The organism is Streptomyces sp. NPDC005803 (genome assembly GCF_040630435.1).
In the GTDB taxonomy this organism is placed as follows: domain Bacteria; phylum Actinomycetota; class Actinomycetes; order Streptomycetales; family Streptomycetaceae; genus Streptomyces.
Genome location: NZ_JBEXXO010000011.1, coordinates 159,297 through 183,314 on the forward strand (window position 1 = coordinate 159,297; position 24,018 = coordinate 183,314).

The window sequence follows — 24,018 nt, forward strand, 5'->3', positions numbered from 1 at the left end:
GGTGACGGTTGCTCACTAGTGCTTGTACTTCTTGACGGACGAGTCCTTGGCCGCGGCGTCCGCGTAGCCCTGGATCTTCTTGATGGCCTCGGCGGGCGTCAGACGCCCGGCCATCATCTCGCCGATGCCGGCGGTGCCGATCTGCTCCTTCTGGAGCTTCACGTACCAGTCCTGCATACGCGGGTTCACCACGTTGTCGCCGGCCTTCTTCAGCGCGTCGACACCGGCCTGCATGGCCGTGGAGAGGGTCAGACCGTCGGTGCCGCCGTTGAAGGCGCTCAGCGACTTGACCTGCTTGGTGAAGTTCTTCGAGGACTCCTCGGAGAGCATGATGCGCAGCTGCTCCATGCCGCCCGCGGGGTTCTTCGCCTTGGCCGGGACGACGAAGGGCTCGCCGCCGGACGCCCAGATGGTGCCGAAGGGCAGCTTGTCCGACGAGTCGAGGCTGGAGGGGGCCGAGACCATCATCTTGAAGTCCTTGGGCGTGGTCGGCGCCGCCTCGTTCTCCACCCACGAACCGTTCGGGATGAAGAGTGCCTTGCCCTTGGTCCACTCGGTCTGCGACTGGATGTGGGTCAGGCCCGGGGTGCCCTTGAGGATGTACCCCTTCTTGTACAGCTCGTAGTACGCCTCGAACGCCGCCTTGACCGCGGGGTCCTTCCAGGCGTTCGGCTCCAGGTTGTCGATCTTGTCGAGAACCTCCCGGCCACCGATCTTGCCGATGAAGGGGTAGAGCGAGAACGGCAGGTAGTACGGGTACTTGCCCGGGTACGTCCAGCCGGCGATGCCCTGCTTCTTCGCCTTTGCGCACAGGGCGAGCATGGCATCCCAGTCCTCGGGATACTCGGCGTCCAGCTTCTCCAGATTGGTCTGCGAGTACCAGACGCCGTACACGGTGTAGGCGTAGTACATGATCCAGACCGGGTCACCGTCGAACTGACCCATCTCCAGGACACCGGGGCGCAGGGTGTCGCGGACCTTCTTGCTCGGGTCGTCGATGGACGGGGCGTCCATCAGTGCCGTCAGGTCGAACAGCTGCTTCTTGTCGACGAGGACGCCCATGTCCATCTGCTCGGCACCGGAGTTGTCGATCAGGTCCGGCGGGGTGCCGCCGTTGAAGCGCGGCTGCAGCTGCGACTGGATCTTCTGCGTCGCGGAGTGCTTGACCTTGGCCTTCGGGAAGGCCGCGGTGTACTTCTTCTCCGCGTCGATCGCGTACTGCTGGCCGAAGCCGCCGTCGAAGATGACCACGTCGAGAGCGGCCGTCTCGTTGACGCCCAGCGGGTTCTTGGCGCTGGTCTTGCCCTTCTCGACCGGGTCGTCGCTGCCGCTGTCGCTGCTCGCGCAGGCCGACAGGAAGCTCATCGTCGGGACGGTGATCAGACCGAGTGCGGCAGACCGCTTGATCAGATCGCGACGGCCAAGGCCCTCATTCTTGTGGGCGGAGGTGGATCCCATGCTCAAGTCCTCGCCTTCTCCAGGACTCAGGCGGTGTGTACCGGTCGCCCCGTCGATATTCGCCTCAGGCGAAGGGCCCCGCCACCGCGGTCAGTTGCGCTTGGGTGGTGCAGATTTCAGGCTGGTCATTGCAGTGGGGGCGCGAGGAGACCGAACAAGGGACGCACCTGCGGCGTCCTGTTGTCCTGCCCCCGTGTCTCCCCTGACCGCACACGTGGAAAAAAGCTGTGCGGACGCCGACAGGTATAGTCCACTTGTCGCCAACTGAGCAAGATCGAATGCAGGTTTGGACGGCAGTCTTTCCCGAGTTGAGACCTCGCGGATACCTCGGCACCGCACGGCCTCCTTCGGATGTAACGATTTCCGCATTACGGTCGATTCGCACGCCGTCTCTGATCCAACACCCTTGACACCAAGCGCCACTTCACTCCCTACTGGTTCCTGCGCCCCCCTCTGACAACGTTGTCCAAGCGCACTTCCTCGGGAGGAATGGCTCGGCATGCAGCCCCGACACGGTTCTCGCAAGAGACAAAGCAGCACCGCCGCTCTGATCGCGGCCTCACTCGTCCTGCTCGTGACAGCCCCCACCGCGGCCGCGGCCACCTCGGCCGGCGCGGGCGCGAAGGGCCAGAAGGCCGCCGGCGACCGGACGTTCAGCTCGTCCTTCGAGGCGGACGAGAAGCAGCCGGACTGGCGCAATACCGTCGAAGAAGGCCCTGACGGCACGAAGCGGGCATCAGGTATCGATGGCGGCTTCTCCGCCGGAATACCGGGCAATGTCACCGACAAGGTCACCGATCTCCGGGCCAGTGACGAGAACACCGGCGGCGGCGAGGTGAAGGAGAACCTCGTCGACGGCCAGTCCGGTACGAAGTGGCTCTCGTTCGAGCCCACGGCCTGGGTCGAGTTCGATCTCGTCGAGCCGGTCAAGGTCGTGACGTACGCGCTGACTTCGGCCGACGACCACGACGAGCGGGACCCGAAGGACTGGACCCTGCAGGGCTCCGAGGACGGCAAGACCTGGACGGACCTGGATTCCCGGACCGGCCAGACCTTCAGCGAGCGCTTCCAGACCAAGTCGTACGACTTCACGGCGGACAAGGCCTACCAGCACTTCCGCCTGGACATCACGAAGAACAACGGCGCCTCGGACGCGACCCAGCTCGCCGACGTCCAGTTCTCCGACGGGAACACCTCCGCCCCCGCGCCCGACGACATGCGCAGCCAGGTCGACCGCGGTCCGTCCGGCTCCCCCACCGCCAAGGCCGGCGCCGGCTTCACCGGCAAGAAGGCACTGCGGTACGCGGGTACGCACAAGGCGGACGGCCGGGCCTACTCGTACAACAAGATCTTCGACGTCAACACGGCCGTCACCCGGGACACCGAACTTTCCTACCTGGTGTACCCCCAGATGGGCGAGACGGACCTGTCCTACCCGGCCACGCACGTCGCGGTGGACCTGGCGTTCACGGACGGCACCTACCTCAGCGATCTGCGCGCCACCGACTCCAACGGCGGTCTGCTGACCCCCGCGGGGCAGGCCGACGCCAAGCGGCTGTACGTCAACCAGTGGAACAAGGTCGACGCGCGGATCGGCACGGTCGCGGCGGGCAAGACCGTCGACCGCATCCTCGTCGCGTACGACTCCCCCAAGGGGCCGTCGAAGTTCCAGGGCTGGATCGACGACATCGCGATCGCGCCCCAGGCGCCCGAGAAGCGCAAGAAGCACCTCTCGGACTACGCCTCGACCGTCCGCGGCACCAACTCCAGCGGCTCCTTCTCCCGGGGCAACAACTTCCCCGCCACCGCCGTCCCCAACGGCTTCAACTTCTGGACGCCGGTCACCAACGCCGGATCGACCAGCTGGCTGTACGACTACGCGCGCGGCAACAACGACGACAACCTGCCCACCCTGCAGGCCTTCAGCGCCAGCCATGAGCCGAGCCCCTGGATGGGCGACCGGCAGACCTTCCAGCTGATGCCGTCGGCCGCCTCCGGCACCCCGGACGCGTCACGCACGGCGCGCGCCCTGCCGTTCAAGCACGAGAACGAGACGGCGCGGCCCCACTACTACGGGGTGACGTTCGAGAACGGCCTCAAGGCCGAGATGACGCCGACCGACCACGCGGCGCGGATGCGGTTCACGTATCCGGGCAAGGACGCGAGCATCGTCTTCGACAACGTCTCCAACGACGGCGGGCTCACCCTCGACCCGGCGACCAGCTCCTTCACCGGCTACTCCGACGTGAAGAGCGGCGGCTCCACCGGCGCCACCCGGCTCTTCGTGTACGGCGTCTTCGACGCCCCCGTCACCGGCAGCGGCAAGCTCTCCGGCGGCGGCGGTGACGACGTCACCGGCTATCTGCGCTTCGACGCGGGCAAGGACCGCACCGTCAACCTGCGGCTCGCCACCTCGCTGATCAGCGTCGACCAGGCGAAGCACAACCTGGCCGCCGAGATCCCCGCCTCGCGCTCCTTCGACCGGGTCGAGGACAAGGCGCAGGACGCCTGGGACGACCTGCTCGGCAAGGTCGAGGTCGAGGGCGCGTCCGCCGACCAGCTGACCACGCTGTACTCCAGCATGTACCGGCTCTACCTCTACCCGAACTCGGGCTTCGAGAAGGTCGACGGCAAGGACACGTACGCCTCCCCGTTCTCCCCGCAGGTCGGCTCGGACACCCCGACGCACACCGGCGCGAAGATCGTCCAGGGCAAGGTGTACGTCAACAACGGCTTCTGGGACACCTACCGGACCACCTGGCCGGCGTACTCCTTCCTCACGCCGAAGAAGGCCGGCGAGATGGTCGACGGCTTCGTCCAGCAGTACAAGGACGGCGGCTGGATCTCCCGCTGGTCCTCCCCCGGCTACTCCGACCTGATGACCGGCACCTCCTCGGACGTCGCGTTCGCCGACGCCTACGTCAAGGGCGTGAAGTTCGACGCCGAGGCGGCGTACGACGCGGCCCTGAAGAACGCCACGGTCGTCCCGCCGACCTCGGGCGTCGGCCGCAAGGGCATGGTGACCTCGCCGTTCGTCGGGTACGCGAACACCTCGACCCACGAGGGCCTGTCCTGGTCGCTGGAGGGCTACCTCAACGACTACGGCATCGCGCAGATGGGCAAGGCGCTCTACGCGAAGACGCACAAGCAGCACTACAAGGACGAGTCCGAGTACTTCCTGAACCGGGCCCGCAACTACGTCGAGCTGTTCGACGACAAGGCGGGCTTCTTCCAGGGCAAGGACGCCAAGGGCGACTGGCGGCTCCCCTCCGACCAGTACGACCCGCGGGTCTGGGGCTACGACTACACGGAGACCGACGGCTGGGGCTACGCGTTCACCGCCCCGCAGGACAGCAAGGGCCTCGCCAACCTGTACGGCGGCCGGGACGGTCTGGCCAAGAAGCTGGACACGTACTTCTCCACCCCCGAGACGGCGGGCCCGGAGTTCGTCGGCTCGTACGGCGGCGTCATCCACGAGATGACGGAGGCGCGTGACGTGCGGATGGGCCAGTACGGTCACAGCAACCAGGTCGCGCACCACGTCACGTACATGTACGACGCGGCCTCGCAGCCGTACAAGACGCAGGAGAAGGTGCGCGAGGTCCTCGGCCGCCTGTACACGGGCAGCGAGATCGGCCAGGGGTACCACGGCGACGAGGACAACGGCGAGCAGTCGGCCTGGTTCCTGTTCTCCTCGCTCGGCTTCTACCCGCTGGTGATGGGCAGTGGCGAGTACGCGATCGGCTCCCCGCTGTTCACCAAGACGACCGTGCACCTGGAGAACGGCCACGACCTGGTCGTCAAGGCGCCGAAGAACAGCGCGAAGAACATCTACATCCAGGGCCTGAAGGTCAACGGCAAGAAGTGGACCTCCACCTCGCTGCCGCACGACCTGCTGGCCAAGGGCGGGGTGCTGGAGTTCGACATGGGCTCCAAGCCGTCCGCCTGGGGCACCGGCAAGGACGCCGCTCCCGTCTCCCTCACCAAGGACGACCAGGTCCCGTCGCCGAAGAAGGACGTGCTGAAGGGCGAGGGGGCCCTGTTCGACAACACCTCGGCCACCACGGCCACCGCCACCACGGTGGACCTCCCGGTCCCCTCGGCGACGAACGCGGTCCAGTACACGCTGACGTCGGGCGAGGCGGCCAAGGCCCCGAGCGGCTGGGTGGTGCAGGGGTCCTCGGACGGCACGACCTGGAAGGACCTCGACAAGCGGTCCGGCCAGTCGTTCGCCTGGAACAAGCAGACGAGGGCCTTCACGGTGAACGCCCCCGCCTCGTACGCGCACTACCGGCTGGTGCTCGACGGTGAGTCGACGCTCGCGGAGGTGGAGCTGATCTCCTGATCCCGCGCCCGTCCACGACCGGCCGGCGCCCCTTCGGGGGGCGCCGGCCGGTCGCTTTCGGACGGGTGCGGAGCCTCGCGGCGCGCTCAGACGTGTTCCGGCGTCTCCGGGACGGCCGCGGGGAACAGGCTCTCGGGCAGGGTCACGTTCCAGGCCGTGATCACCGGCTTGCCGTGCTCCGTGCCGAGCCGGGACACGGCGCCCGTGGCGAGCTGGAACAGCGTGCCCTCGGCCGGGGTCAGACCGAGGTAGCGAGCCGTCAGCACGCGCAGGAAGTGGGAGTGCGCGACGAGCGCGATGTCCCCGTCACCGGCGCGTCCGGCGGCCTCCGCGACCTCGGCCAGCACCCGGTCGGCCCGCGCGCCGACCTCGGCGGGGGACTCGCCGGGGTGCGCCGCGGGGCCTGCGGCGACGCCGTCGGTCCAGAGGTTCCAGTCGGGGCGGGTGAGCCGGATCTCGCGGGTGGTGATGCCCTCGTAGGCGCCGTAGTCCCACTCGCGCAGTTCGGGGGTGATGCGGGGCGCGACGAGCCCCGCGAGTTCGGCGGTGCGCCGGGCCCGGACCGAGGGGCTGACCAGGGTGAGGGCGATGTCGCGGTCGGCGAGCAGGGGCCCGAGGGCGCGGGCCTGGCGTTCGCCCAGGGGCGTCAGGGGCAGGTCGGTGTGGCTCGTGTGCTGTCCGTTGCGGGACCACTCCGTCTCGCCGTGCCGGATCAGGATCAACTCGCCCATGTGAAGGCCATCCGCTCTCAGTGCTGTTTCCGCTCATGTGCTGTCGATGGTGCGAACCCGCTGGTCCACGATTGCATTCCGGCCGTGGCGAGGCGGGCGGGCGCGCCCGGGGGTGACCTGATGCGGCTACGCGCGCTACCGCTGATCGGCGAGGATCTCCGCGATGACGTGCCGTGCGGTCTCCGCCATGAACGTGTTGGTCCCCCGGTAGTACTGAAGCTCCATCAGCGCGATGGAGAGCGCCCAGCCGGTGCCCCGCGCCCACGCGGCGTCGTCCGCCCGGGCCGCGTCGCGGAAGGTGCCGCGCGCGCCGGCGGGCAGCACGTACCAGGCGGAGATCAGGTCGACGGCGGGGTCGCCGAGGCCGAGGCAGCCGAAGTCGATGACGGCGGTGAGGCGCCCGCCGGCCGTCAGCATGTTCCCCGGTTGCAGGTCCGCGTGGATCCAGCCGGGCGGGCCGGCCGGCGCCGGTGCGCGCAGGGCCGTCTCCCAGACCTCGGCGGCCGTCACGGCGTCGGTCTCGGTGCGCAGATCCGCGAGGGCCTCGCGGACCGCGGTGTCCCGGGCGGCCAGGGATTCACTGCGGTAGGACGGGGGCCCGTCGGCGGGGTCGACGAGGTGGAGGGCGGTGACGAAGCCGGCCAGGTCCCGGGCGAGCGGGGCGGCTTCGGCGGTGTCGCCGACCGTCGGGCAGGTCCCGTCGAGCCAGCCGTAGACGGACCAGGGCCAGGGGTAGCCCTCGCCGGGCACGCCCGCGCCCAGCGGTACGGGGATGGCGACCGGGAGCGCCGGGGCCAGGCGCGGCAGCCAGCGGTGTTCCTTGGCGGTGTCGCCGGCCGAGCCCGCGGTACGGGGGAGCCGCACGACGAGGTCCTCGCCGAGCCGGTACATCGCGTTGGCCGTCCCGGCGGCGCCGACGCGTTCGACGGGCCGGCCGGCCCAGTGCGGGAACTGCGCGGCGATCAGCCGGCGCACGAGCGGAGGGCCGGTTTCGGGTTCGTCGGCGTGCATCCTGCCTGTGCTCATTCCTGCCGTCCTGGAGAGGTCGAAGTCCGGTCTCCGGACATCCGACCCCGGCGCCGCCGCACCCGTCAACCGCAGGGGAGGGCTCCGCAAGTCCAGCGGTCGCCGAAGGGGCCGACGGTCCGCGCGGCGGGGCACACGGCCGGTTCCGCCCGATCCGCCTCGCCGTTCCTCCGCGGCGGGTCGCGCCGTTCCGTCACCGCACGGGACGGCCGCCGGCCCCCTCTGCTCCGCGTACCTGACGCCGTGGCCGAGGGGGCCGGCCGCTTCCTCAGCCCTTGACCACGTCCAGCGCCTCGTCGCCGACGACCACGACCTCGTACGGCCGGTCCGTGTCGGCTGTGACGCGGAGCGTGCCGCCTTCGCGGACCAGTTCGTACGTGGCGGCCGGGGCGCCCGTGAGGTCGGGGACCGTCACCGTACGGGTGAAGTCGCCCAGGCCCTCGGGGGCGTACACCCGCAGCTGAAGGTCCTGCGTCCAGTCGCCGTCCGGGCGGGAGGCGTCCGCGCCGAGCGGCAGGACCGCGCCGGGGCGGACCAGCAGCGGGAGGCTGTCGAAGCCGTGGATGCCGTGGTGCCAGGCGGGTCCTGTGACGGTCTCGCCGGTCAGGAAGTGGGTCCAGACGCCCTCGGGGACGTAGTACTCGACCTGGCCGTCCTCGCTGAAGACCGGTGCCACGAGGAGGTCGGGGCCCAGCAGGTACTGCCGGTCCACCGTGCGGGTGGCCGGGTCGTCGGGGAACTCCAGCAGCATCGGGCGCATGGTGGGGACGCCGGTGCGGTGGGCCTCGACGGCGGCGCCGTACAGGTACGGCATCAGGCGGTGCTTCAGCTCGGTGAACTGCTTGGCGACCGCGACCGCCTCGTCACCGAACTCCCACGGCACCCGGTAGGACGAGGAGCCGTGCAGCCGGCTGTGCGAGGAGAGCAGGCCGAAGGCGAGCCAGCGCTTGAAGACCGCCGCGTCGGGCGTGCCCTCGAAGCCGCCGATGTCATGGCTCCAGAAGCCGAAGCCGGACAGGGAGAGGGAGAGGCCGCCGCGCAGGGACTCGGCCATCGCGCCGAACGAGGACCAGCAGTCGCCGCCCCAGTGGACCGGGAACTGCTGGCCGCCGGCGGTGGCGGAGCGGGCGAAGAGGACGGCCTCGCCGGCTCCGCGCTCCTTCTCCAGGAGCTCGAAGACGGCCTTGTTGTACAGGTGCGTGTAGTAGTTGTGCATGCGCTCCGGGTCGGAGCCGTCGTGCCAGACGACGTCGGTGGGGATGCGCTCGCCGAAGTCCGTCTTGAAGCCGTCGACGCCCTGGTCGAGGAGGGTCTTCAGCTTGGCCTGGAACCAGGCGGTGGCCTCGGGGTTGGTGAAGTCGACCAGCGCCATGCCGGCCTGCCACTTGTCCCACTGCCAGATGTCGCCTTCAGGGGTCAGGACGAAGTACCCCTTCTCCGCGCCCTCGGCGTACAGGGCGCTCTTCTGCGCGATGTACGGGTTGATCCAGACGCAGATCTTCAGGCCCTTCTCCTTGAGCCGGGCGAGCATGCCGACCGGGTCGGGGAAGGTCTTCGGATCCCATTCGAAGTCGCACCACTGGTACTCGCGCATCCAGAAGCAGTCGAAGTGGAAGACGGAGAGCGGGATGCCGCGCTCGGACATGCCGTCGACGAACGAGGTGACGGTCGCCTCGTCGTAGTCGGTCGTGAACGAGGTGGTCAGCCAGAGGCCGAACGACCAGGCCGGCGGCAGCGCCGGGCGGCCGGTCAGGGCGGTGTAGCGGGTGAGGACGTCCTTGGGCGTGGGGCCGGCGACGACGAAGTACTCCAGCGTCTGGTCCTCGACGCTGAACTGCACCTGGCCGACGGCCTCGGAGCCGACCTCGAAGGAGACCTTGCCGGGGTGGTTGACGAAGACGCCGTAGCCGCGCGAGGAGAGGTAGAACGGGATGTTCTTGTACGCCTGCTCGCTGCTGGTGCCGCCGTCCGCCTGCCAGATGTCGACGGTCTGGCCGTTCTTCACGTACGGGGTGAACCGCTCGCCGAGGCCGTGGATCGTCTCGCCGACGCCGAGGGCGAGCTGGGCGAACATGTGGTGGCCGCCGTCCTGGACCGTGGCGAAGGCGGTGCCCTTGGGGCCGGCGGCGGTCAGGAGCCGGCCGTCCGCGTCGAGGAACTCCAGGCCGAAGCCGCCCTCGGCGGGGAGCCGGAGGGTGAGCGGACCGCTGGTGAGTTCGGCGGCGGTGCCGTCGTCGCGGGTGGTGGCCGTGGCGTCCCCGGTGGCGCCGGGGAGGGCGAAGTCCGGGCCGGGCCGGCGCTTGCCCGCGAGGTGGGTGACGCGGACGCCGATGACGCCTTCGGCGGCGGCGTACGCCTCCACCGTGATCAGGGGGGCGTTGAGCGTGTCCCCGCGCCGCGTCACGCGCTTGACGGCGGCGTAGGCGGTGAGGCGGTCGGTGTCGAGGCGGAGGTCGCGGAGCTCGGTGGCGTACGAGGCGTTCACACCGTCTCGCATCTGCCAGAAGCCGTCGGTGAACTTCATGGGGGGTCTTCCTTAACCGGTACGGGGTGTTCGGGGTGCGTCGTCGGTCGTCAGTCGTCAGGAATGCGGGGGAAGCCCGTTCAGGAGGGCCGGCGCGGCCCGGTCGAGGACGGAGGCGACCCGGTCCCAGGTGGCCGTGTCCCGGGGTACGGCCGGCAGTTCGCGGCCCTCGCCGGTGCCCCACTCCGTCGCCAGGGCCACCGGGTCGCGGCCGGTGGCGGCGCCCGCGGCGAGGGCGGCCGCGCCCAGGGCGACGAGCTCGGCGGAGTCCGGGAGGATCACCGCACGGCCGGACAGCCGGCGCACGGTCTCCACCCACATCGTGCCGCGCGCTCCCCCGCCGATCAGCCGCAGCGGCGCGTCCGGCGCGTCGAGCGGCAGCTCGTCCAGGGCGCGCAGCACGGCGACGACCGCGCCCTCGTAGGCGGCGCCGAGGATCTGCTGCCGGGTCGTGTCGTGCCGCAGGCCGTGCAGGAGGCCGGAGGCTGCCGGGAGGTCCGGGGTGCGCTCGCCGTCCAGGAAGGGCAGCAGTACGGCCTCGCCGCCGGGTACGGCCTCCTCGCGGTCCAGGCCGAACAACTCGGCGACCTTGTCCACGGCGAGGGTGCAGTTCAGGGTGCAGCCCAGCGGGAGGCGGGTGCCGTCGGTCGCGGCGAAACCGGCGAGCAGCGCGGAGTGCGGACGGTTGCGGGTGGCGGCGAAGACCGTGCCGGAGGTGCCGAGGCTGACCACCGGGTGGTCGAGGAGCCCTTCGGCTCCCAGGCCCAGGCCCACCGCGGCGGCCATGTTGTCGCCGGTGCCGGCGGCGACGGGGATGCCGGCGGGCAGGCCGAGGGCGCGGGCGGCCTCGGTGGTGAGGTGTCCGGCGCGGGTGGCCCCGGTGGCGGCGACGGTGGACAGCATGTCCGCGCGCATGCCGGTGAGGGCGAGCAGCTCGGGGTCGTAACGCTGGGTGGCGGGGTCGTACCACAAGGTGCCGGACGCGTCGCCCGGGTCGGTGACGGCGGCGCCGCTCAGCCGCTCGGTGAGGAAGTCGTGCGGGAGGCGGACGGCGGCGGTCGCCGCGGCGGTCGCCGGTTCGTTCTCGCGCAGCCACATCCACTTGGCGGCGGTCATCGAGGCGACGGGCACCGATCCGGTGCGGTCCAGCCAGCCCTCCCGCCCGAGTGCGGCGGTGAGGGCGGCGGCCTGCGGGGCGGAGCGGGTGTCGTTCCACAGGAGGGCGGGGCGCAGCGGGCGGCCTTCGGCGTCCAGCGTGACCAGCCCGTGCTGCTGGCCGGCCACGGCGATTCCGGTGACGGCGGCCGGGTCCACACCCGATTCGGCGAGGGCGGCGGCGACGGCCGCGCACAGGGCCTGCCACCACTGCTCGGGATCGCTCTCGCGGGCGCCGCCCTGGCCGGTCACGGTGTGCGGGGCGCGGCCCACGGCGAGCAGCCGGCCGGTGGCGGTGTCGACGACGGCGGCCTTGGTGGACTGGGTGGAGCTGTCCACGCCGATGACGGCCGATGCCGGCGCGGTGTCCGGTTTCCTGGCTGGTCGCGACGGCATGTCGTACCTCGTTCCTGTGGGTCCCGGTTTTGATCGTACACAAAACAAATAATTCTTCGAAGCGCTTCGACAACCCGGAAAGCCGCCCATAGCCTGCCCGGACCGAGCGTCAAGACCCCCGGCTCAGCTGTCACGTTGTCCCTATGTGACGGGTGTGTCACCAGGATGGTCTAGAAACAAACGCCAAGATGCCGTATTAGTACTGCGAGCAAACAAATCGGTCGGACGGCAGAGCAGCCGTCCGGGCCATGTCGACAAGAGGCAGCAGAATGTCGAATCGCTTCACCCCCACCCCCGCCGACAGGTTCACCTTCGGGCTCTGGACCGTCGGCTGGCGAGGCAACGACCCCTTCGGTGACGCCACCCGCCCCGCCCTGGACCCGGTCGAGTCCGTCGAGCGCCTCGCGGAGCTCGGCGCGCACGGCGTGACGTTCCACGACGACGACCTGATCCCGTTCGGCGCCTCCGACAGCGAGCGCGCCGCGATCGTCACGCGTTTCAAGGCCGCCCTGGACCGCACCGGTCTCAAGGTCCCCATGGCCACCACCAACCTCTTCACGCACCCCGTCTTCAAGGACGGCGGCTTCACCTCCAACGACCGCGACGTCCGCCGCTTCGCGCTGCGCAAGGTCATCCGCAACATCGACCTCGCCGTGGAACTGGGCGCCGAGACGTACGTCGCCTGGGGCGGCCGCGAGGGCGCCGAGTCGGGCGGGGCCAAGGACGTGCGGGTCGCGCTGGACCGGATGAAGGAAGCGTTCGACCTCCTCGGCGAGTACGTCGTGGACCAGGGCTACGACCTCCGCTTCGCGATCGAGCCCAAGCCGAACGAGCCGCGCGGCGACATCCTGCTGCCCACCGTCGGCCACGCCCTGTCCTTCATCGAGCGCCTGGAGCGCCCGGAGATGTACGGCGTGAACCCCGAGGTCGGCCACGAGCAGATGGCCGGGCTGAACTTCGCGCACGGCATCGCGCAGGCGCTGTGGGCGGGCAAGCTCTTCCACATCGACCTCAACGGCCAGTCCGGCATCAAGTACGACCAGGACCTCCGCTTCGGCGCCGGCGACCTGCGCCAGGCCTTCTGGCTCGTCGACCTCCTGGAGGACTCGGACTACGCGGGCCCGCTGCACTTCGACTTCAAGCCGGTGCGCACCGACGGCATCGACGGGGTCTGGGAGTCCGCGAAGAACTGCATGCGCAACTACCTGATCCTCAAGGAGCGCGCGCTGGCGTTCCGCGCCGACCCGGCCGTGAAGGAGGCGCTGGCCGCCTCCCGCCTGGACGAGCTGGCGCAGCCCACCGCGGCCGACGGGGTCAAGGCCCTGCTCGCGGACCGTTCCGCGTACGAGGACTTCGACGTGGACGGCGCCGCCCAGCGCTCGATGGCCTTCGAGGCGCTCGACCAGCTCGCCATGGAGCACCTGCTCGGCGTCCGCTGACACCCGGGGTGTCCGGCGGGCAGCCGCCGGACACCCCTTCTCCCCGGGCGCGGGTCTGCCGGACCCGTGCCCGGACGAACGGATCCACCTCGTCGGGACACAGGGGTCCCCTCGGGCCGGCACCCCTCTCACGCAAGGGCACCATCGTGACAGCACCTTCTCCGGACGGCCCGCGCCTCCCGCGCCACCGTCATCACCGGCGGGTCATCGTCCCGCTCACCGTCGTCTCCGCGTTGCTGGGCGGCGTCGTCCTGTCCGGCTGCGGGCAGCAGCGGGATGCGGATGTGTACACCGTCATGAACTCGTCGACCGACGAGTCCTACCACCGCTGGGACGCCCAGACGCTGGCCCGGTGCAGCAAGCAGCTCGGGGTGAAGATCGAGCAGCAGAGCGTCCCGGCCGCCCAGGTGATGACGAAGGCCCTGCGCATGGCGTCCTCGAAGTCACTGCCCGACGTGCTCCAGCTGGACGCCTCGGAGATGCCGACGTTTGCCGAGGCGGGCGGGCTGATCCCGCTGAAGGACCTCGGTCTGACGACGAAGGACATCCCCGACGGGATCGTCAACTTCGGTTCGTACGACGGGAAGTACTACGGCGCGGCGCGCACGGTGAACACCCTGGCGCTGTTCTACAACAAGGACACCCTCGACAAGGCCGGCCTGAAGGTGCCCACCACCTGGGGCGAGATGCGGGAGACCGCCAAGAAGCTCACCCAGGGCAAGCGGTACGGCCTCGCCCTGAGCGCGGGCGGCGCGGAGGACGGCGTCTTCCAGTTCACCCCGTTCATGTGGTCCAACGGCGGCGACGAGACGAAGCTCGACAGCCCGCAGGTGGCCGGGGCGCTGGACTACTGGAAGAGCCTCCTGGGGGACGGCTCGCTGTCCAAGTCCACGGTCAACTGGACCCAGGCCGATGTGAACGACCAGTTCATGGCCGGCAACGCCGCTATGATGATCAATGGCCCGTGGCAGGTGGAGACCCTCAACTCCAAGAAGGGGCTGAACTGGGGCATCGCCCAGATCCCGGTCCCGGAGGCCGGCGACGACTCGGTGGGTCCGCTGGGCGGCGGGGTGCTGACCGTGCCGAACACCGGTGACAGCGAGCGGGAGAAGATGTCCGCCAGGATCATCGGCTGCATGTCGGGCGAGCAGGAGCAGATCACCTACGCGATCAACAGCTGGATGGTCCCGGCCAACGAGAAGGCCGCGGCCCAGTGGCGCACGAAGGCCCCGGAGCTGGCGGCCCTCGCCGACCAGGTCGCCACGGCCCGTTCGCGTACCGCCAAGCTCGGCGCGCGGTGGTCGTCCGTGTCGCTGGCCCTGCAGAGCGCCTTCCAGTCCGCGCTCACCGGTGAGTCCAGCGAGGCCGCTCTGAAGCGTGCCCAGCAGCAGGTCACGAGCGGGAACTGAGGTAACGAACCATGTCATCCACCACAGCCTCGGCCGCCGCGGTCCCGGCCGACCCGAAGGCCTCCGCGGCCGGCGCGGCCAAGAAGCCCGGGAACCCGCGAAGCGCCAAGCGGCGCAGGACACTCGCCCAGTGGGGCTTCATCGCCCCCGCGGTGATCTTCATGGCGCTGTTCTTCGGCTACCCGCTCGTCCGCAACATCGTGATGAGCTTCCAGGACTACTCGCCTTCCACCTTCTTCACCGGCAAGGCGCCGTTCAACGGCTTCGACAACTGGAGCAACGTCTTCAACGACGGGCTGTTCGGCAAGGCCCTGTGGCAGACGATCCTCTTCACGGTGGGATCGCTCCTCGGCCAGTTCTGCATCGGCCTGGCCCTCGCCGTCTTCTTCACCCGCCGCTTCCCGCTGAACGGGATCCTGCGCTCGCTGATCCTGCTGCCGTGGCTGGTCCCGATGGTCGTCTCCGGCATCGTGTGGCGGCGCATCTTCGACCAGGACACCGGTGTCCTCAACTCCTTCCTGGACACCGTCGGCCTCCCCGGTGACACGCCGTGGCTGACGAGCACGAGCATGGCGCTCATCTCGGTGATCCTCGTGAACATCTGGATCGGCATCCCGTTCAACATGGTGATCCTCTACGGCGGCCTCCAAGAGGTCCCCAAGGAGCTGAACGAGGCCGCCGCGCTCGACGGCGCGTCCGCCTGGCGCACGTTCCGCTCGGTCACCCTGCCGATGCTCAAGCCCGTCATCACCGTGGTGCTGGTGCTCGGCTTCATGTCGACGGTGAAGATCCTCGACCTGGTCCTCGCCCTCACCGACGGCGGGCCCGCCGACTCCACCCAGACGCTCGGCACGCTCACGTACCAGAACTCGTTCGTCCAGATGGACTTCGGGGCCGGTGCCGTGGTCGGCAACATCCTGATCCTGATCTCCGCCGTCTTCGCGGTGTTCTACCTGCGGGTCAACCGCAACGAGGGGAAGTGACCGGCATGGCGACCACCACCCAGACCCCCGCCGCCCCGGCTCCCGCCACCGTCCACCGGCCGAAGCGCCGCTGGGGTGCGACCGTCCTCGGCGTCGTCATCCTCGCGGTGATGCTGTTCCCGCTGTACTGGATGATCAACACCGCGCTGCAGCCGGACGCGAGCCTGGTCGACGTCGGCCCCGTCCCGACGGGCGTGGACTTCTCCGGCTTCACCTCCGCCCTCACCGAGCAGGGCGGCAACCTGCTGACCTCGCTGGCCGTGGCGCTCGGCGCCGTGGCCATCTGCCTGGCGATCTCCGCTCCGGCGGCGTACGGCCTCGCGCAGTTCAAGCTGCGCGGCAGCAGGACGATCGTCTTCGGCACGCTCATCACCCAGATGGTGCCGGGCATCGTCATCGCGAACGCCCTGTACAGCGCGTACGTGGACCTCGGCCTGGTCAACTCCTACTTCGGCCTCATGCTGGCGGACGCCTCACTGGGCATCCCCTTCGCCATCGTGCTGATGCGCTCGTTCATGGTGTCCATCCCGCGCGAGGTCATCGAGGCCGCCGAGGTCGACGGCGCCGGCCGCGTCCGTACGTTCATCCAGGTCGTCCTGCCGATGAGCCGCAACTCCCTGATCACGGCGGGGCTGTTCTCGTTCCTGTACGCGTGGAGCGACTTCATGTTCGCGCTGACGCTGAACACCACGGACGACGTCAAGCCGATCACACTGGGCATCTACCAGTACATCGGCGCCCACGTCGGTGACTGGGGTTCGGTCATGGCCGCGTCCGTGCTCTCCGCGATCCCGGCGGCGGTCCTGCTCGTGCTGTCCCAGAAGTACATCGCCGCCGGGATCACCGGTGGCTCGGTCAAGTGAGGGTTGCGTTTCCATGAGTGAGTTCCCCGTGTTCCCGCCCGGCTTCGTCTTCGGCGCCGCCACGGCCTCGTACCAGATCGAGGGCGCCGTGCGGGAGGACGACCGCGGTCCGTCGATCTGGGACACCTACAGCCACACGCCGGGGAAGACCGACGGCGGTGACACGGGTGACGTGGCCTGCGACCACTACCACCGCTATCCCGAGGACGTGGCCCTGCTGCGCGACCTCGGCGTGGACTCGTACCGCTTCTCGATCGCCTGGTCGCGCATCCAGCCCACGGGCGGCGGGGCGATAAACCCGAAGGGCCTGGACTTCTACTCCCGGCTGGTCGACGAGCTCCTCGAGGCGGGCATCGAGCCGGCCGCCACGCTCTACCACTGGGACCTGCCCCAGGCGCTGGAGGACCGCGGCGGCTGGCGGGTACGCGAGACCGCGGAGCGCTTCGGGGAGTACGCGGCGATCATGGCGGAGCACCTGGGCGACCGGGTGCCGCGCTGGATCACGCTCAACGAACCGTGGTGCAGCGCGTTCCTCGGCTACTCGGTCGGCCGGCACGCCCCCGGCGCGAAGGAGGGACGCGGGGCCCTGGCCGCCGCGCACCACCTGCTGGTGGGCCACGGCCTGGCGATGAAGGCGCTGCGGGCGGCGGGTGTCCGCGAGGCGGGCGTCACGCTCAACCTGGACCGCAACGTCCCGGCCACCGAGTCGGACGCCGACCTCGCCGCGGTCGTCCGCGCGGACACCCAGCACAACCTGGTGTGGACCGAGCCGATCCTCGCGGGCCGCTACCCGGCCACCGAGGAGGAGACCTGGGGTGAGCTCATCACCGCGCAGGACTTCCGGCGCGAGGGCGACCTGGAGCTGATCTCCCAGCCGATGGACTTCCTGGGCATCAACTACTACCGCCCCATCGTGGTCGCCGCCGCCCCGTACCGCGAGGCCGACCCGTCGCTGCGGGTCGCCACCGACAACCGGTACAGCGAGGGCGAGTACCGGGGCGTCCGCAAGACGGCGATGAACTGGCCGGTGGTGCCCGAGTCCTTCACCGACCTGCTGACCACGCTGAAGCAGACGTACGGGGACGCGCTGCCGCCGGTGCACATCACGGAGAACGGTTCGGCGGAGTTCGACACCGTGGACGCGGACGGCTCGGTGCACGACGCCGACCGCGTCGAGTACCTCCGTACGCACCTGACGGCGCTGCGGGCGGCGATGGACGCGGGCGTCGACGTGCGCGGCTACTACGTCTGGTCGCTGCTGGACAACTTCGAGTGGGCGCTCGGGTACGCGAAGCGGTTCGGGATCATCCGGGTCGACTACGACACCCAGGAGCGCACCCCGAAGGACAGCTACCGCTGGTACCAGCAGCTGATCGCGGCGCACCGGAAGTAGGACGGTCCGCCTCCGGCCGCCCCGTTCGCCGTACGCACGGCGGGCGGGGCGGCTTCCTTCCGCGCCCCCGCGCCCTCATCGCACCGTGTACGCCGCCGGGTCCGCCAGTACTCCACGCACCACCCGCGCCGCCGCGCCCCGCGCCGCGTCGCCGGAGGACGAGGAGGCCCGCAGCCCGTTGCCGTCGCTCCGCCACCGGCCCGACACCACCCGGTCCGCGAGCTGCGCCTCGGCCGGCCCGGCCAGCCACGGCATCAGGTCGCGGTAGATGCCGCCCAGGACGACGGTGCCCAGATCGAAGAGGTTGACGGCCCCGGCCAGCACCACTCCCATCCGGTCACCGGCCGCCCACAGCACCTCCAGCGTCCTCGGGTCGCCCGCCCGGGCCCGCTTCTCCAGTTCGCCGAGTCCGCGCACGCCCGCGGCCGGGTCGATGCCGGCGGCCCGCAGCAGGGCCGCCTGACCGGCGTACTGCTCAAGACAGCCGCGAGCGCCGCACCCGCACAGCGGCCCCTGCGGGTCGACGACCACATGCCCGACCTCCCCCGCGAAACCGTGGGCGCCGCGCAGCAGTTCGCCCTGGAGCACCAGCGCACCGCCGACGCCGATCTCGCCGGTGAGGTAGAGGAAGCAGCCGGCGTCGCCGAGGCCGCCGAACCACAGCTCGGCCAGCGCCGCCAGATTGGCCTCGTTGTCGGAACTGACCGCCAGCGCCCGCCCGGCCGGCCGCAGGGTGCTGAGCGCCTGGCCGAAGATGCCCTCGGCCGCGACGCGGTACCAGCCCAGGTTGGGCGCCTGCCGGACCATGCCGCCGGAGATGAGTCCGGGCAGGGCCAGCTCCACGCCGACGGCCCGCATCCCCTGCTCGCCGGTCGAGGTGATGACCCGGTTGGTCAGCCGGGCGGCGTGGGCGAGGACCTCGGCCGGCGGGGTGCCCCGGTTGTCGATGTGCTCGGTGACGCGGACCCGGTCGGTGCCGGTGAGCCCGACCGCGCACACCGAGACGTAGTCGATGTTGATCTCGACGCCGAGCCCGGCCGGACCCGTGTCCGACACCTTCAGCACGGTGCCGGGGCGTCCGGCGCTCCCGCTGAACGTCTTGCCGGACTCGGTCAGGTGGTCGAGCGCCAGCAGCTCCTCGACGAGCGAGGAGACCGCGGCCCGGGTCAGCCCGACGCGGGCGGCCACCCGGGCGCGGGTCACCTCGCCCTCCTCCAGGACGGCACGCAGGACGAGGCCGAGGTTGGTGCGGCGCACGGACTCGGCTCCGGCCTTGGCGCCGGGCGAGGGGGGACGGAAGGTCATCATCAGACCTTCGAGCGTAGGGCCTCGCGGACCCGGCGGCGCGCATGCGCCCGCGGACGACCTGCGGTTTCGTGACCGGGCACCGGCTGCCGGCCGCCGGTGCGGGCGCTGTCAGCGCCGGGCGCCCGCCCGGTCGAGCAGCACGGCGGCCATCTCCCGGGCGGCGAGCGCCGGGTGGGCGTCGGGGCGGGTGACCGCGTGCGCCAGCGTGCCGTCGATGAGCACCAGGAGCTGGTCGGCGCCGAACTCCGGGTCCGGGTGCCCGTGGCGGGTGAGCTCCGCGGTGAACAGCTCGTGCAGACCGTCCTTGAAGGCGCGGACCTCCGCGTGGGCGGGGTGCGCCGGATCCGTGAGGGCCACATCGGCCGTGGTGTAGCGGCAGCCGTGGAAGGCCGGGCGTGTGGTGACCACCTCCAGCTCGTCGAAGACCGCGAGGACGCGCGCCCGCGCGTCGTCACCGGCCTTCTCCATCACCTCGTCGTAGCGGGCCCGGGCCGGGTGGCTGCGCAGGACCTCGGCGACCAGACCGTCCTTGCCGCCGAAGTGCTGGTAGAGGGAGCGGCGCGCGACGTCGGCCTGTCTGAGGATCGCGTCCACGCCGACGTGCACACCGTGGGTGTAGGTGAGGTCGCGGGCGGCCTCGATCAGCCGTTCGCGGGGGCCGGGTCTCGTCGTCGTCACGTCATCGATTCTGACACGGACTTGACGGTAGAACAACCAGTCTATCTACTGACGGCAGCAAGGTAGACCGACCGTTCGAAGCACCACGCGTCCCTCTCCGCTTCCAAGGAGCAGCCATGCCCCGTTCCGGAACTCTGCCGACCGTGTTAACCGGCGTGTTCATCCCCACCCTCGACTTCTTCATCGTCAACGTGGCCGTCCCCTCCACCCAGCACGATCTGCGCGCCGGCCCGACCGCCGTCGAATGGATCGTCGCCGGGTACGCCCTGGCCTACGGATCCGGGCTGATCCTCGGCGGGCGGCTCGGAGACATCCACGGGCGCCGCCGGATGTTCATGCTGGGGACGGCCCTGTTCACGCTCACCTCCCTCGTGTGCGGGTGCGCGCCCGACGCCACCACGCTGGTCATGGCGCGCGTGGCCCAGGGCGCCGCTGCCGCGCTGCTCGCCCCGCAGGTTCTCGCCATCGTCCGCACGGCGTACGAGGGTCCTGAGCGACTCAGGGCCATCAACGCGTACGCCCTGACGATGGGGCTGGCGGCGGTGTTCGGACAGCTCATCGGCGGGGTGCTCATCCGCGCCGACCTGTTCGGGCTCGGCTGGCGGGCCTGCTTCCTGCTCAACGTGCCGATCGGCATCGCCGTACTGGCCCTCGCCCGGCGGGTGATCCCGGAAAGCCGGGTCGCCGGCGCCGCGCGCCTCGACCTGCCCGGCGCCGCCCTGGTCACCTCCGCCCTCGCCGCCACCCTGCTGCCCCTGATCGAGGGCCGCGAACAGGGCTGGCCCGCGTGGACCTGGGTGTCCTTCGCCGCCTCCGCCGCGCTCTTCGTCGCCTTCGCCCGGAGACGGCTCCCGCCCTCACCCCTGATCGACCCGGCCCTCTTCCGCCAACGCGGCTTCACCGCGGGTCTGTTGACGTACCTCGCGTTCACGATGGGCATGGCCGCCTACTTCCTGGTCTTCGCGCTGTACGTTCAGCAGGGCCGCGGCCTCGACGCGCTTGAGGCAGGGCTCGTCTTCGTCCCGATCGGCGCCGGGTATCTGGCGGCCTCGCTGCTCGCCCCCCGGCTGACGGCCCGTCTCGGCCGGCAGGTGATCGCGGTCGGTGGCCTCACCCGGGCGCTCGGCCTCGCCGCGCTGCTGTTCATGGTGGCGCGGGGGGCCGGCGTCGCCTGGTTCGTCCCGGCGCTCCTCGTCGACGGGATCGGCATGGGACTGGCCCTAGGCCCGATCATGACCACCGTGCTGGCCGGGGTCGCCCAGCGCCACGCCGGAGCGGCCGCGAGTGCGCTCACCACCGCCCAGCAGGTGGGCGGGGCGCTGGGGGTGGGCGCGGTCGGCGTCGTCTACTACGGCAGCGTCGCCGACGGGGTCCCCGCCGCGTTCCGGCACGCACTGACCTACCTGATCGTCATCGCCCTCGTCCTCACCGCGCTCGCGCAGCTGCTCCCCCGCGGCGCCGGGAGGAGCGGTGCCGTCACGTCGTCCACCCGAGAAGGAGCCACCGCATGAGCACCACCGACACCGCCACCGACGCCCTGAACACCCTCGCCCGCCGGTACATCGCCCTGTGGAACGAGCCCGACCCGGTCGTGCGCCACGCCCTCGTCGACGAGTTGTTCGCCCCCGACTGCGCGCACTTCACCCCGTCGCGCGAGGTGCGCGGCCGCGCGGCCATGGTGGCGCGGGTGGCCGACGCCCACGACCGGTGGGTGGCCCCCGGCAGCCACCGCTTCCGGGCGGTACCCGACGCCGACGGGCACCACGGAACCGTCCGGTTCCACTGGGAGATGGTGGAGGTGGCGACGGGGACGGCCGTTTCCGTGGGCTTCGACTTCCTCGTACTCGACGCGGCCGGCCTCATCGCCGGCGACCACCAGTTCATCGACCGGTGACCGGGCCGCCTGCCGCCGGGCCGCCGGCCGCCGGGCTACCGGTGACCCGGCGGCCGGCGGGTGGCGGTCGGCGGATGGCGGCCGGCGGGTGGCGGCCGGCGGGTGGCGGGTGGTGGCGGACACCTCCCCTCACCCGATCGCCGGTGATCACATCCCTGAAACACCGTCGCAGCCGGCCCGCCACATCGCGCGGCTACGGTGGCCGTACGCGGCCGCCGTTGCCCGCTCCACCCGCCCCCGGGCCCCTGGTCCGGCCGTACGAGGAGGCCCGCGGTGCACGTTTCGGCCGTCCGAGGCGACAGCTCACGACCACGGCGTCGCGCGCCCGCGTGGCTCACCCACGTGCTGCGCCTGCGCCGAGCCCCCGTGCCCCGTACGGCGATGGTGCGCGGCGCGCTCGGTGCGGGCCCGCTGCTCGGGGCCGGCATCGCCGCCGGACAACCGGGGCCGGGGGTCCTCGCCGCGCTCGGGGCGATGCTGGCCGGGGTCAACGACCGCCCGGGGACGCGCCGCAAGGGCCTCGTCCACATCGGGCTGCCGGCCGCCGCCGGCTCGCTGGGGCTGCTCGTCGGCGCCCTGGTCGCGGAGGTGTCGGGGCGGTGGGCGGCGGTTCCCGTGCTCTTCCTGGTGGGGTGGGTGTCGGGGGCGCTGAGCACCCGGGGCGCCGTGTGGTCGGCGGCCGCCCTCCAGATGCTGGTCGCCACGACGATCGGCATGGGAATGCCGCTGGCCGGACCCGCGTGGGTGAAGGCGCTGTGCTTCCTGGCCGGTGCGGGCTGGCTGGTGGTCCTGCGGCTGCTGCTGCGCGCTCCGCGAGCGCGGGGAGCGACGCGGCGGAGCGGCGAACGCGAGGCGGTGGCCGCCGTGTTCGACGCGCTCGCGAACGCGCTGGGCGCCCTGGGCGGACCGGGTGCGCCGTCGGCCCGACGCGCACTCGTCGCCGCACAGCAGCAGGCCGACGAGGCGCTGCGGCTGATGCGGTTGCTGCCGTGGCCCCGCCGGGCCGCCGGGACGGACCACGCCCTCGCCGCACGCTTCGGCGCGGGGGCCGCGCTCTGCGAGGCGAGCATCGCGCTGCTGTGGGAGGGCCGGCCCGTCCCGGACGCGGTGGCCGAAGGGCCCCGGCGGCTGGCCGCGGCGGTCCGTTCCGGTGGACCGGCGGGTACGCTGCCGAGCCCTCCGCCGGACACCGTCGAACGCCTCGCCTTCGACCGGGCGGTGCTGGAGGCCGCGGTGGTCTTCGACCGGACGACGGCCGTCGCGCACGCTCCGGAGCCCCCCGGGCACTCCCGCACAAAGGGCATGAACGGCGCGAACGGCGCTGACAGTGCGGACGACGCAGACCGCATGAAGGGCGCATACCGCACGAAGGGAGCAGACCGCGCGAACTCCGCTTTCCGCCCTGGCCTGTTCACACCCGCCGGACGTGAGTACGGGCTGCGGGTGGCGCTCTGCGTCTCGGTCACGGCGACCGTCGCGCTGGTGCTGCACGAGGACCACTGGTACTGGCTGCCGGCCACCGCCGCGTTCCTGGTGAAACCGGACATGGGACCACTGTTCTCACGGGTGGTGAACCGGTTCGCCGGAACCGTGGCGGGAGCGCTGGCCTTCGTCGCGCTCACGGCCGCGCTCGGCGGCCTCGGCCCGCCGCTCGTCGTGGTGGCCGGAGCCCTGGTGCCGCTGTCCACCCGCCACTTCGCGTTCCAGACCGCGGTGATCACCGTGCTGGTGCTGTCGTTCGTCCACACCGCGGGTGACACCGAGGCGGCCGCGTCCCGGCTGCTGGAGACGTTCCTGGCCTGCGTCATCGTGCTGCTCGTCGGCCATCTGCCGCTGGTGGCCGACCCCCGGGTACGCGTCGGCCACCGGTTCGCCGTCACGCTGCGCTGCACGGAGCGGTACCTGCGCCACGTCCTGGACGCGCCGGGCCCGGCCGGAGGCCGGCAGCGGGACGACGTGCGGGGGCTGGCGCTGCGCGGCGCCGCGTACCGGGCGCTCGCCGAGGCGCGGGCCGCGGCGGAGACCGTCGCGGCCGAGCTGCCGGGCCCGTTCGGCGGGAGGCGCCACGACTGGCCGGCGGTGGCGGTGGCCGCCGAGCTGGTCGTCGACGCGGCGACCGCGTGCGCGCTGCGGGTGGGGAACGGGGTGCCGCGGCCTTCGTCGGGTGATGTGGAGCGCGTGACGACGGCGCTGTCCGTGCTGGCGGACGCCCTGGAGGACGGCCACCGCACCACGCGGCCGGCGCCGGGCCCGGGCCCCCGGGACTGCCGGTCGCTCCGGGACGTGATGACCCAGTTGCACGGCATCCACCGGCTCACCGCGGCCGGCCCCGCCGAACGGGCAACGGCCGGTTCCGTCACCCGGCCCTGACCTGGCGCCTTTGCGTAACGACGGTGCGCCGGGGTGGAGATGCCGC

Annotated in this window: 16 protein-coding genes; 9 read left to right on the plus strand and 7 right to left on the minus strand. The window is 71.2% G+C overall.

Annotated features, from left to right (window positions below):
• Window positions 1-15: 15 nt before the first annotated feature.
• Entirely contained in the window at window positions 16-1,458 is a 1,443-nt protein-coding gene (gene ngcE / locus ABZ454_RS17785) for an N-acetylglucosamine/diacetylchitobiose ABC transporter substrate-binding protein (protein WP_356312128.1), read from the minus strand.
• 499 nt (window positions 1,459-1,957) lie between these two features.
• Between ngcE and ABZ454_RS17790 the strand changes: the two genes are divergently transcribed.
• Window positions 1,958-5,803, plus strand: coding sequence for a GH92 family glycosyl hydrolase (locus tag ABZ454_RS17790; RefSeq protein ID WP_356312126.1), 3,846 nt, complete (start codon window positions 1,958-1,960; stop codon window positions 5,801-5,803).
• An 86-nt stretch (window positions 5,804-5,889) separates the two neighbouring features.
• Here ABZ454_RS17790 and ABZ454_RS17795 read toward each other — a convergent pair whose 3' ends face one another.
• The 4 genes from ABZ454_RS17795 to xylB all read right to left on the minus strand — a co-directional run bounded on the left by ABZ454_RS17795 (window position 5,890) and on the right by xylB (window position 11,635).
• On the minus strand, window positions 5,890-6,534 hold the full coding sequence (locus ABZ454_RS17795; protein ID WP_356312124.1) for a histidine phosphatase family protein: 645 nt from the start codon (window positions 6,532-6,534) through the stop codon (window positions 5,890-5,892).
• A 135-nt stretch (window positions 6,535-6,669) separates the two neighbouring features.
• Window positions 6,670-7,560 carry an aminoglycoside phosphotransferase family protein gene (locus tag ABZ454_RS17800; RefSeq protein WP_359538967.1) on the minus strand — a complete coding sequence of 297 codons (891 nt, stop codon included), beginning with the start codon at window positions 7,558-7,560 and terminating at the stop codon, window positions 6,670-6,672.
• A 268-nt stretch (window positions 7,561-7,828) separates the two neighbouring features.
• The gene (yicI, locus tag ABZ454_RS17805) at window positions 7,829-10,084 is read right to left on the minus strand and encodes an alpha-xylosidase (protein WP_359538968.1); all 2,256 of its coding nucleotides are present in this window, start codon (window positions 10,082-10,084) and stop codon (window positions 7,829-7,831) included.
• A gap of 57 nt (window positions 10,085-10,141) precedes the next feature.
• Window positions 10,142-11,635, minus strand: a complete 1,494-nt coding sequence (xylB, locus tag ABZ454_RS17810; protein WP_359538971.1) for a xylulokinase — start codon at window positions 11,633-11,635, stop codon at window positions 10,142-10,144.
• Window positions 11,636-11,904: 269 nt separating this feature from the next.
• Here xylB and xylA point away from each other — a divergent pair, with 269 nt between their 5' ends.
• The 5 genes from xylA to ABZ454_RS17835 all read left to right on the plus strand — a co-directional run bounded on the left by xylA (window position 11,905) and on the right by ABZ454_RS17835 (window position 17,722).
• A complete protein-coding gene (xylA, locus tag ABZ454_RS17815) occupies window positions 11,905-13,074 on the plus strand; it encodes a xylose isomerase (protein ID WP_356312109.1) in 1,170 nt (389 codons plus the stop codon).
• 146 nt (window positions 13,075-13,220) lie between these two features.
• Window positions 13,221-14,483, plus strand: a complete 1,263-nt coding sequence (locus ABZ454_RS17820; RefSeq protein WP_359538975.1) for a sugar ABC transporter substrate-binding protein — start codon at window positions 13,221-13,223, stop codon at window positions 14,481-14,483.
• A gap of 11 nt (window positions 14,484-14,494) precedes the next feature.
• A complete protein-coding gene (locus ABZ454_RS17825; protein ID WP_359538977.1) occupies window positions 14,495-15,466 on the plus strand; it encodes a sugar ABC transporter permease in 972 nt (323 codons plus the stop codon).
• 5 nt (window positions 15,467-15,471) lie between these two features.
• Window positions 15,472-16,329: a carbohydrate ABC transporter permease gene (locus ABZ454_RS17830; RefSeq protein ID WP_356312102.1), complete on the plus strand. Its 858-nt coding sequence runs from the start codon at window positions 15,472-15,474 to the stop codon at window positions 16,327-16,329.
• 13 nt (window positions 16,330-16,342) lie between these two features.
• A complete protein-coding gene (locus tag ABZ454_RS17835; RefSeq protein WP_359538979.1) occupies window positions 16,343-17,722 on the plus strand; it encodes a GH1 family beta-glucosidase in 1,380 nt (459 codons plus the stop codon).
• Window positions 17,723-17,797: 75 nt separating this feature from the next.
• Here the strand turns inward: ABZ454_RS17835 and ABZ454_RS17840 are convergent, their stop codons facing one another.
• Window positions 17,798-19,030, minus strand: a complete 1,233-nt coding sequence (locus tag ABZ454_RS17840) for an ROK family transcriptional regulator (RefSeq protein WP_359538982.1) — start codon at window positions 19,028-19,030, stop codon at window positions 17,798-17,800.
• 108 nt (window positions 19,031-19,138) lie between these two features.
• Window positions 19,139-19,708, minus strand: coding sequence for a TetR family transcriptional regulator (locus ABZ454_RS17845; protein WP_359538983.1), 570 nt, complete (start codon window positions 19,706-19,708; stop codon window positions 19,139-19,141).
• A 155-nt stretch (window positions 19,709-19,863) separates the two neighbouring features.
• Here ABZ454_RS17845 and ABZ454_RS17850 point away from each other — a divergent pair, with 155 nt between their 5' ends.
• From ABZ454_RS17850 to ABZ454_RS17860, 3 genes are all read left to right on the plus strand, one after another.
• Window positions 19,864-21,219 (plus strand): MFS transporter, encoded by a 1,356-nt coding sequence (locus ABZ454_RS17850; RefSeq protein WP_359538985.1) that lies wholly within the window; start codon window positions 19,864-19,866, stop codon window positions 21,217-21,219.
• Entirely contained in the window at window positions 21,216-21,602 is a 387-nt protein-coding gene (locus ABZ454_RS17855) for a nuclear transport factor 2 family protein (RefSeq protein ID WP_359538986.1), read from the plus strand. The genes ABZ454_RS17850 and ABZ454_RS17855 overlap by 4 nt, the downstream gene beginning before the upstream one ends.
• Window positions 21,603-21,875: 273 nt before the next feature.
• Window positions 21,876-23,972 (plus strand): FUSC family protein, encoded by a 2,097-nt coding sequence (locus ABZ454_RS17860; protein WP_359538987.1) that lies wholly within the window; start codon window positions 21,876-21,878, stop codon window positions 23,970-23,972.
• The last annotated feature ends 46 nt before the right edge of the window (window positions 23,973-24,018 follow it).

Coding starts and splice junctions, on each gene's coding strand:
- ngcE (WP_356312128.1), bottom strand. CDS start 1,458: ATGGGATCCACCTCCGCCCACAAGAATGAGGGCCTTGGCCGTCGCGAT.
- ABZ454_RS17790 (WP_356312126.1), top strand. CDS start 1,958: ATGCAGCCCCGACACGGTTCTCGCAAGAGACAAAGCAGCACCGCCGCT.
- ABZ454_RS17795 (WP_356312124.1), bottom strand. CDS start 6,534: ATGGGCGAGTTGATCCTGATCCGGCACGGCGAGACGGAGTGGTCCCGC.
- ABZ454_RS17800 (WP_359538967.1), bottom strand. CDS start 7,560: ATGAGCACAGGCAGGATGCACGCCGACGAACCCGAAACCGGCCCTCCG.
- yicI (WP_359538968.1), bottom strand. CDS start 10,084: ATGAAGTTCACCGACGGCTTCTGGCAGATGCGAGACGGTGTGAACGCC.
- xylB (WP_359538971.1), bottom strand. CDS start 11,635: ATGCCGTCGCGACCAGCCAGGAAACCGGACACCGCGCCGGCATCGGCC.
- xylA (WP_356312109.1), top strand. CDS start 11,905: ATGTCGAATCGCTTCACCCCCACCCCCGCCGACAGGTTCACCTTCGGG.
- ABZ454_RS17825 (WP_359538977.1), top strand. CDS start 14,495: ATGTCATCCACCACAGCCTCGGCCGCCGCGGTCCCGGCCGACCCGAAG.
- ABZ454_RS17830 (WP_356312102.1), top strand. CDS start 15,472: ATGGCGACCACCACCCAGACCCCCGCCGCCCCGGCTCCCGCCACCGTC.
- ABZ454_RS17835 (WP_359538979.1), top strand. CDS start 16,343: ATGAGTGAGTTCCCCGTGTTCCCGCCCGGCTTCGTCTTCGGCGCCGCC.
- ABZ454_RS17840 (WP_359538982.1), bottom strand. CDS start 19,030: ATGATGACCTTCCGTCCCCCCTCGCCCGGCGCCAAGGCCGGAGCCGAG.
- ABZ454_RS17855 (WP_359538986.1), top strand. CDS start 21,216: ATGAGCACCACCGACACCGCCACCGACGCCCTGAACACCCTCGCCCGC.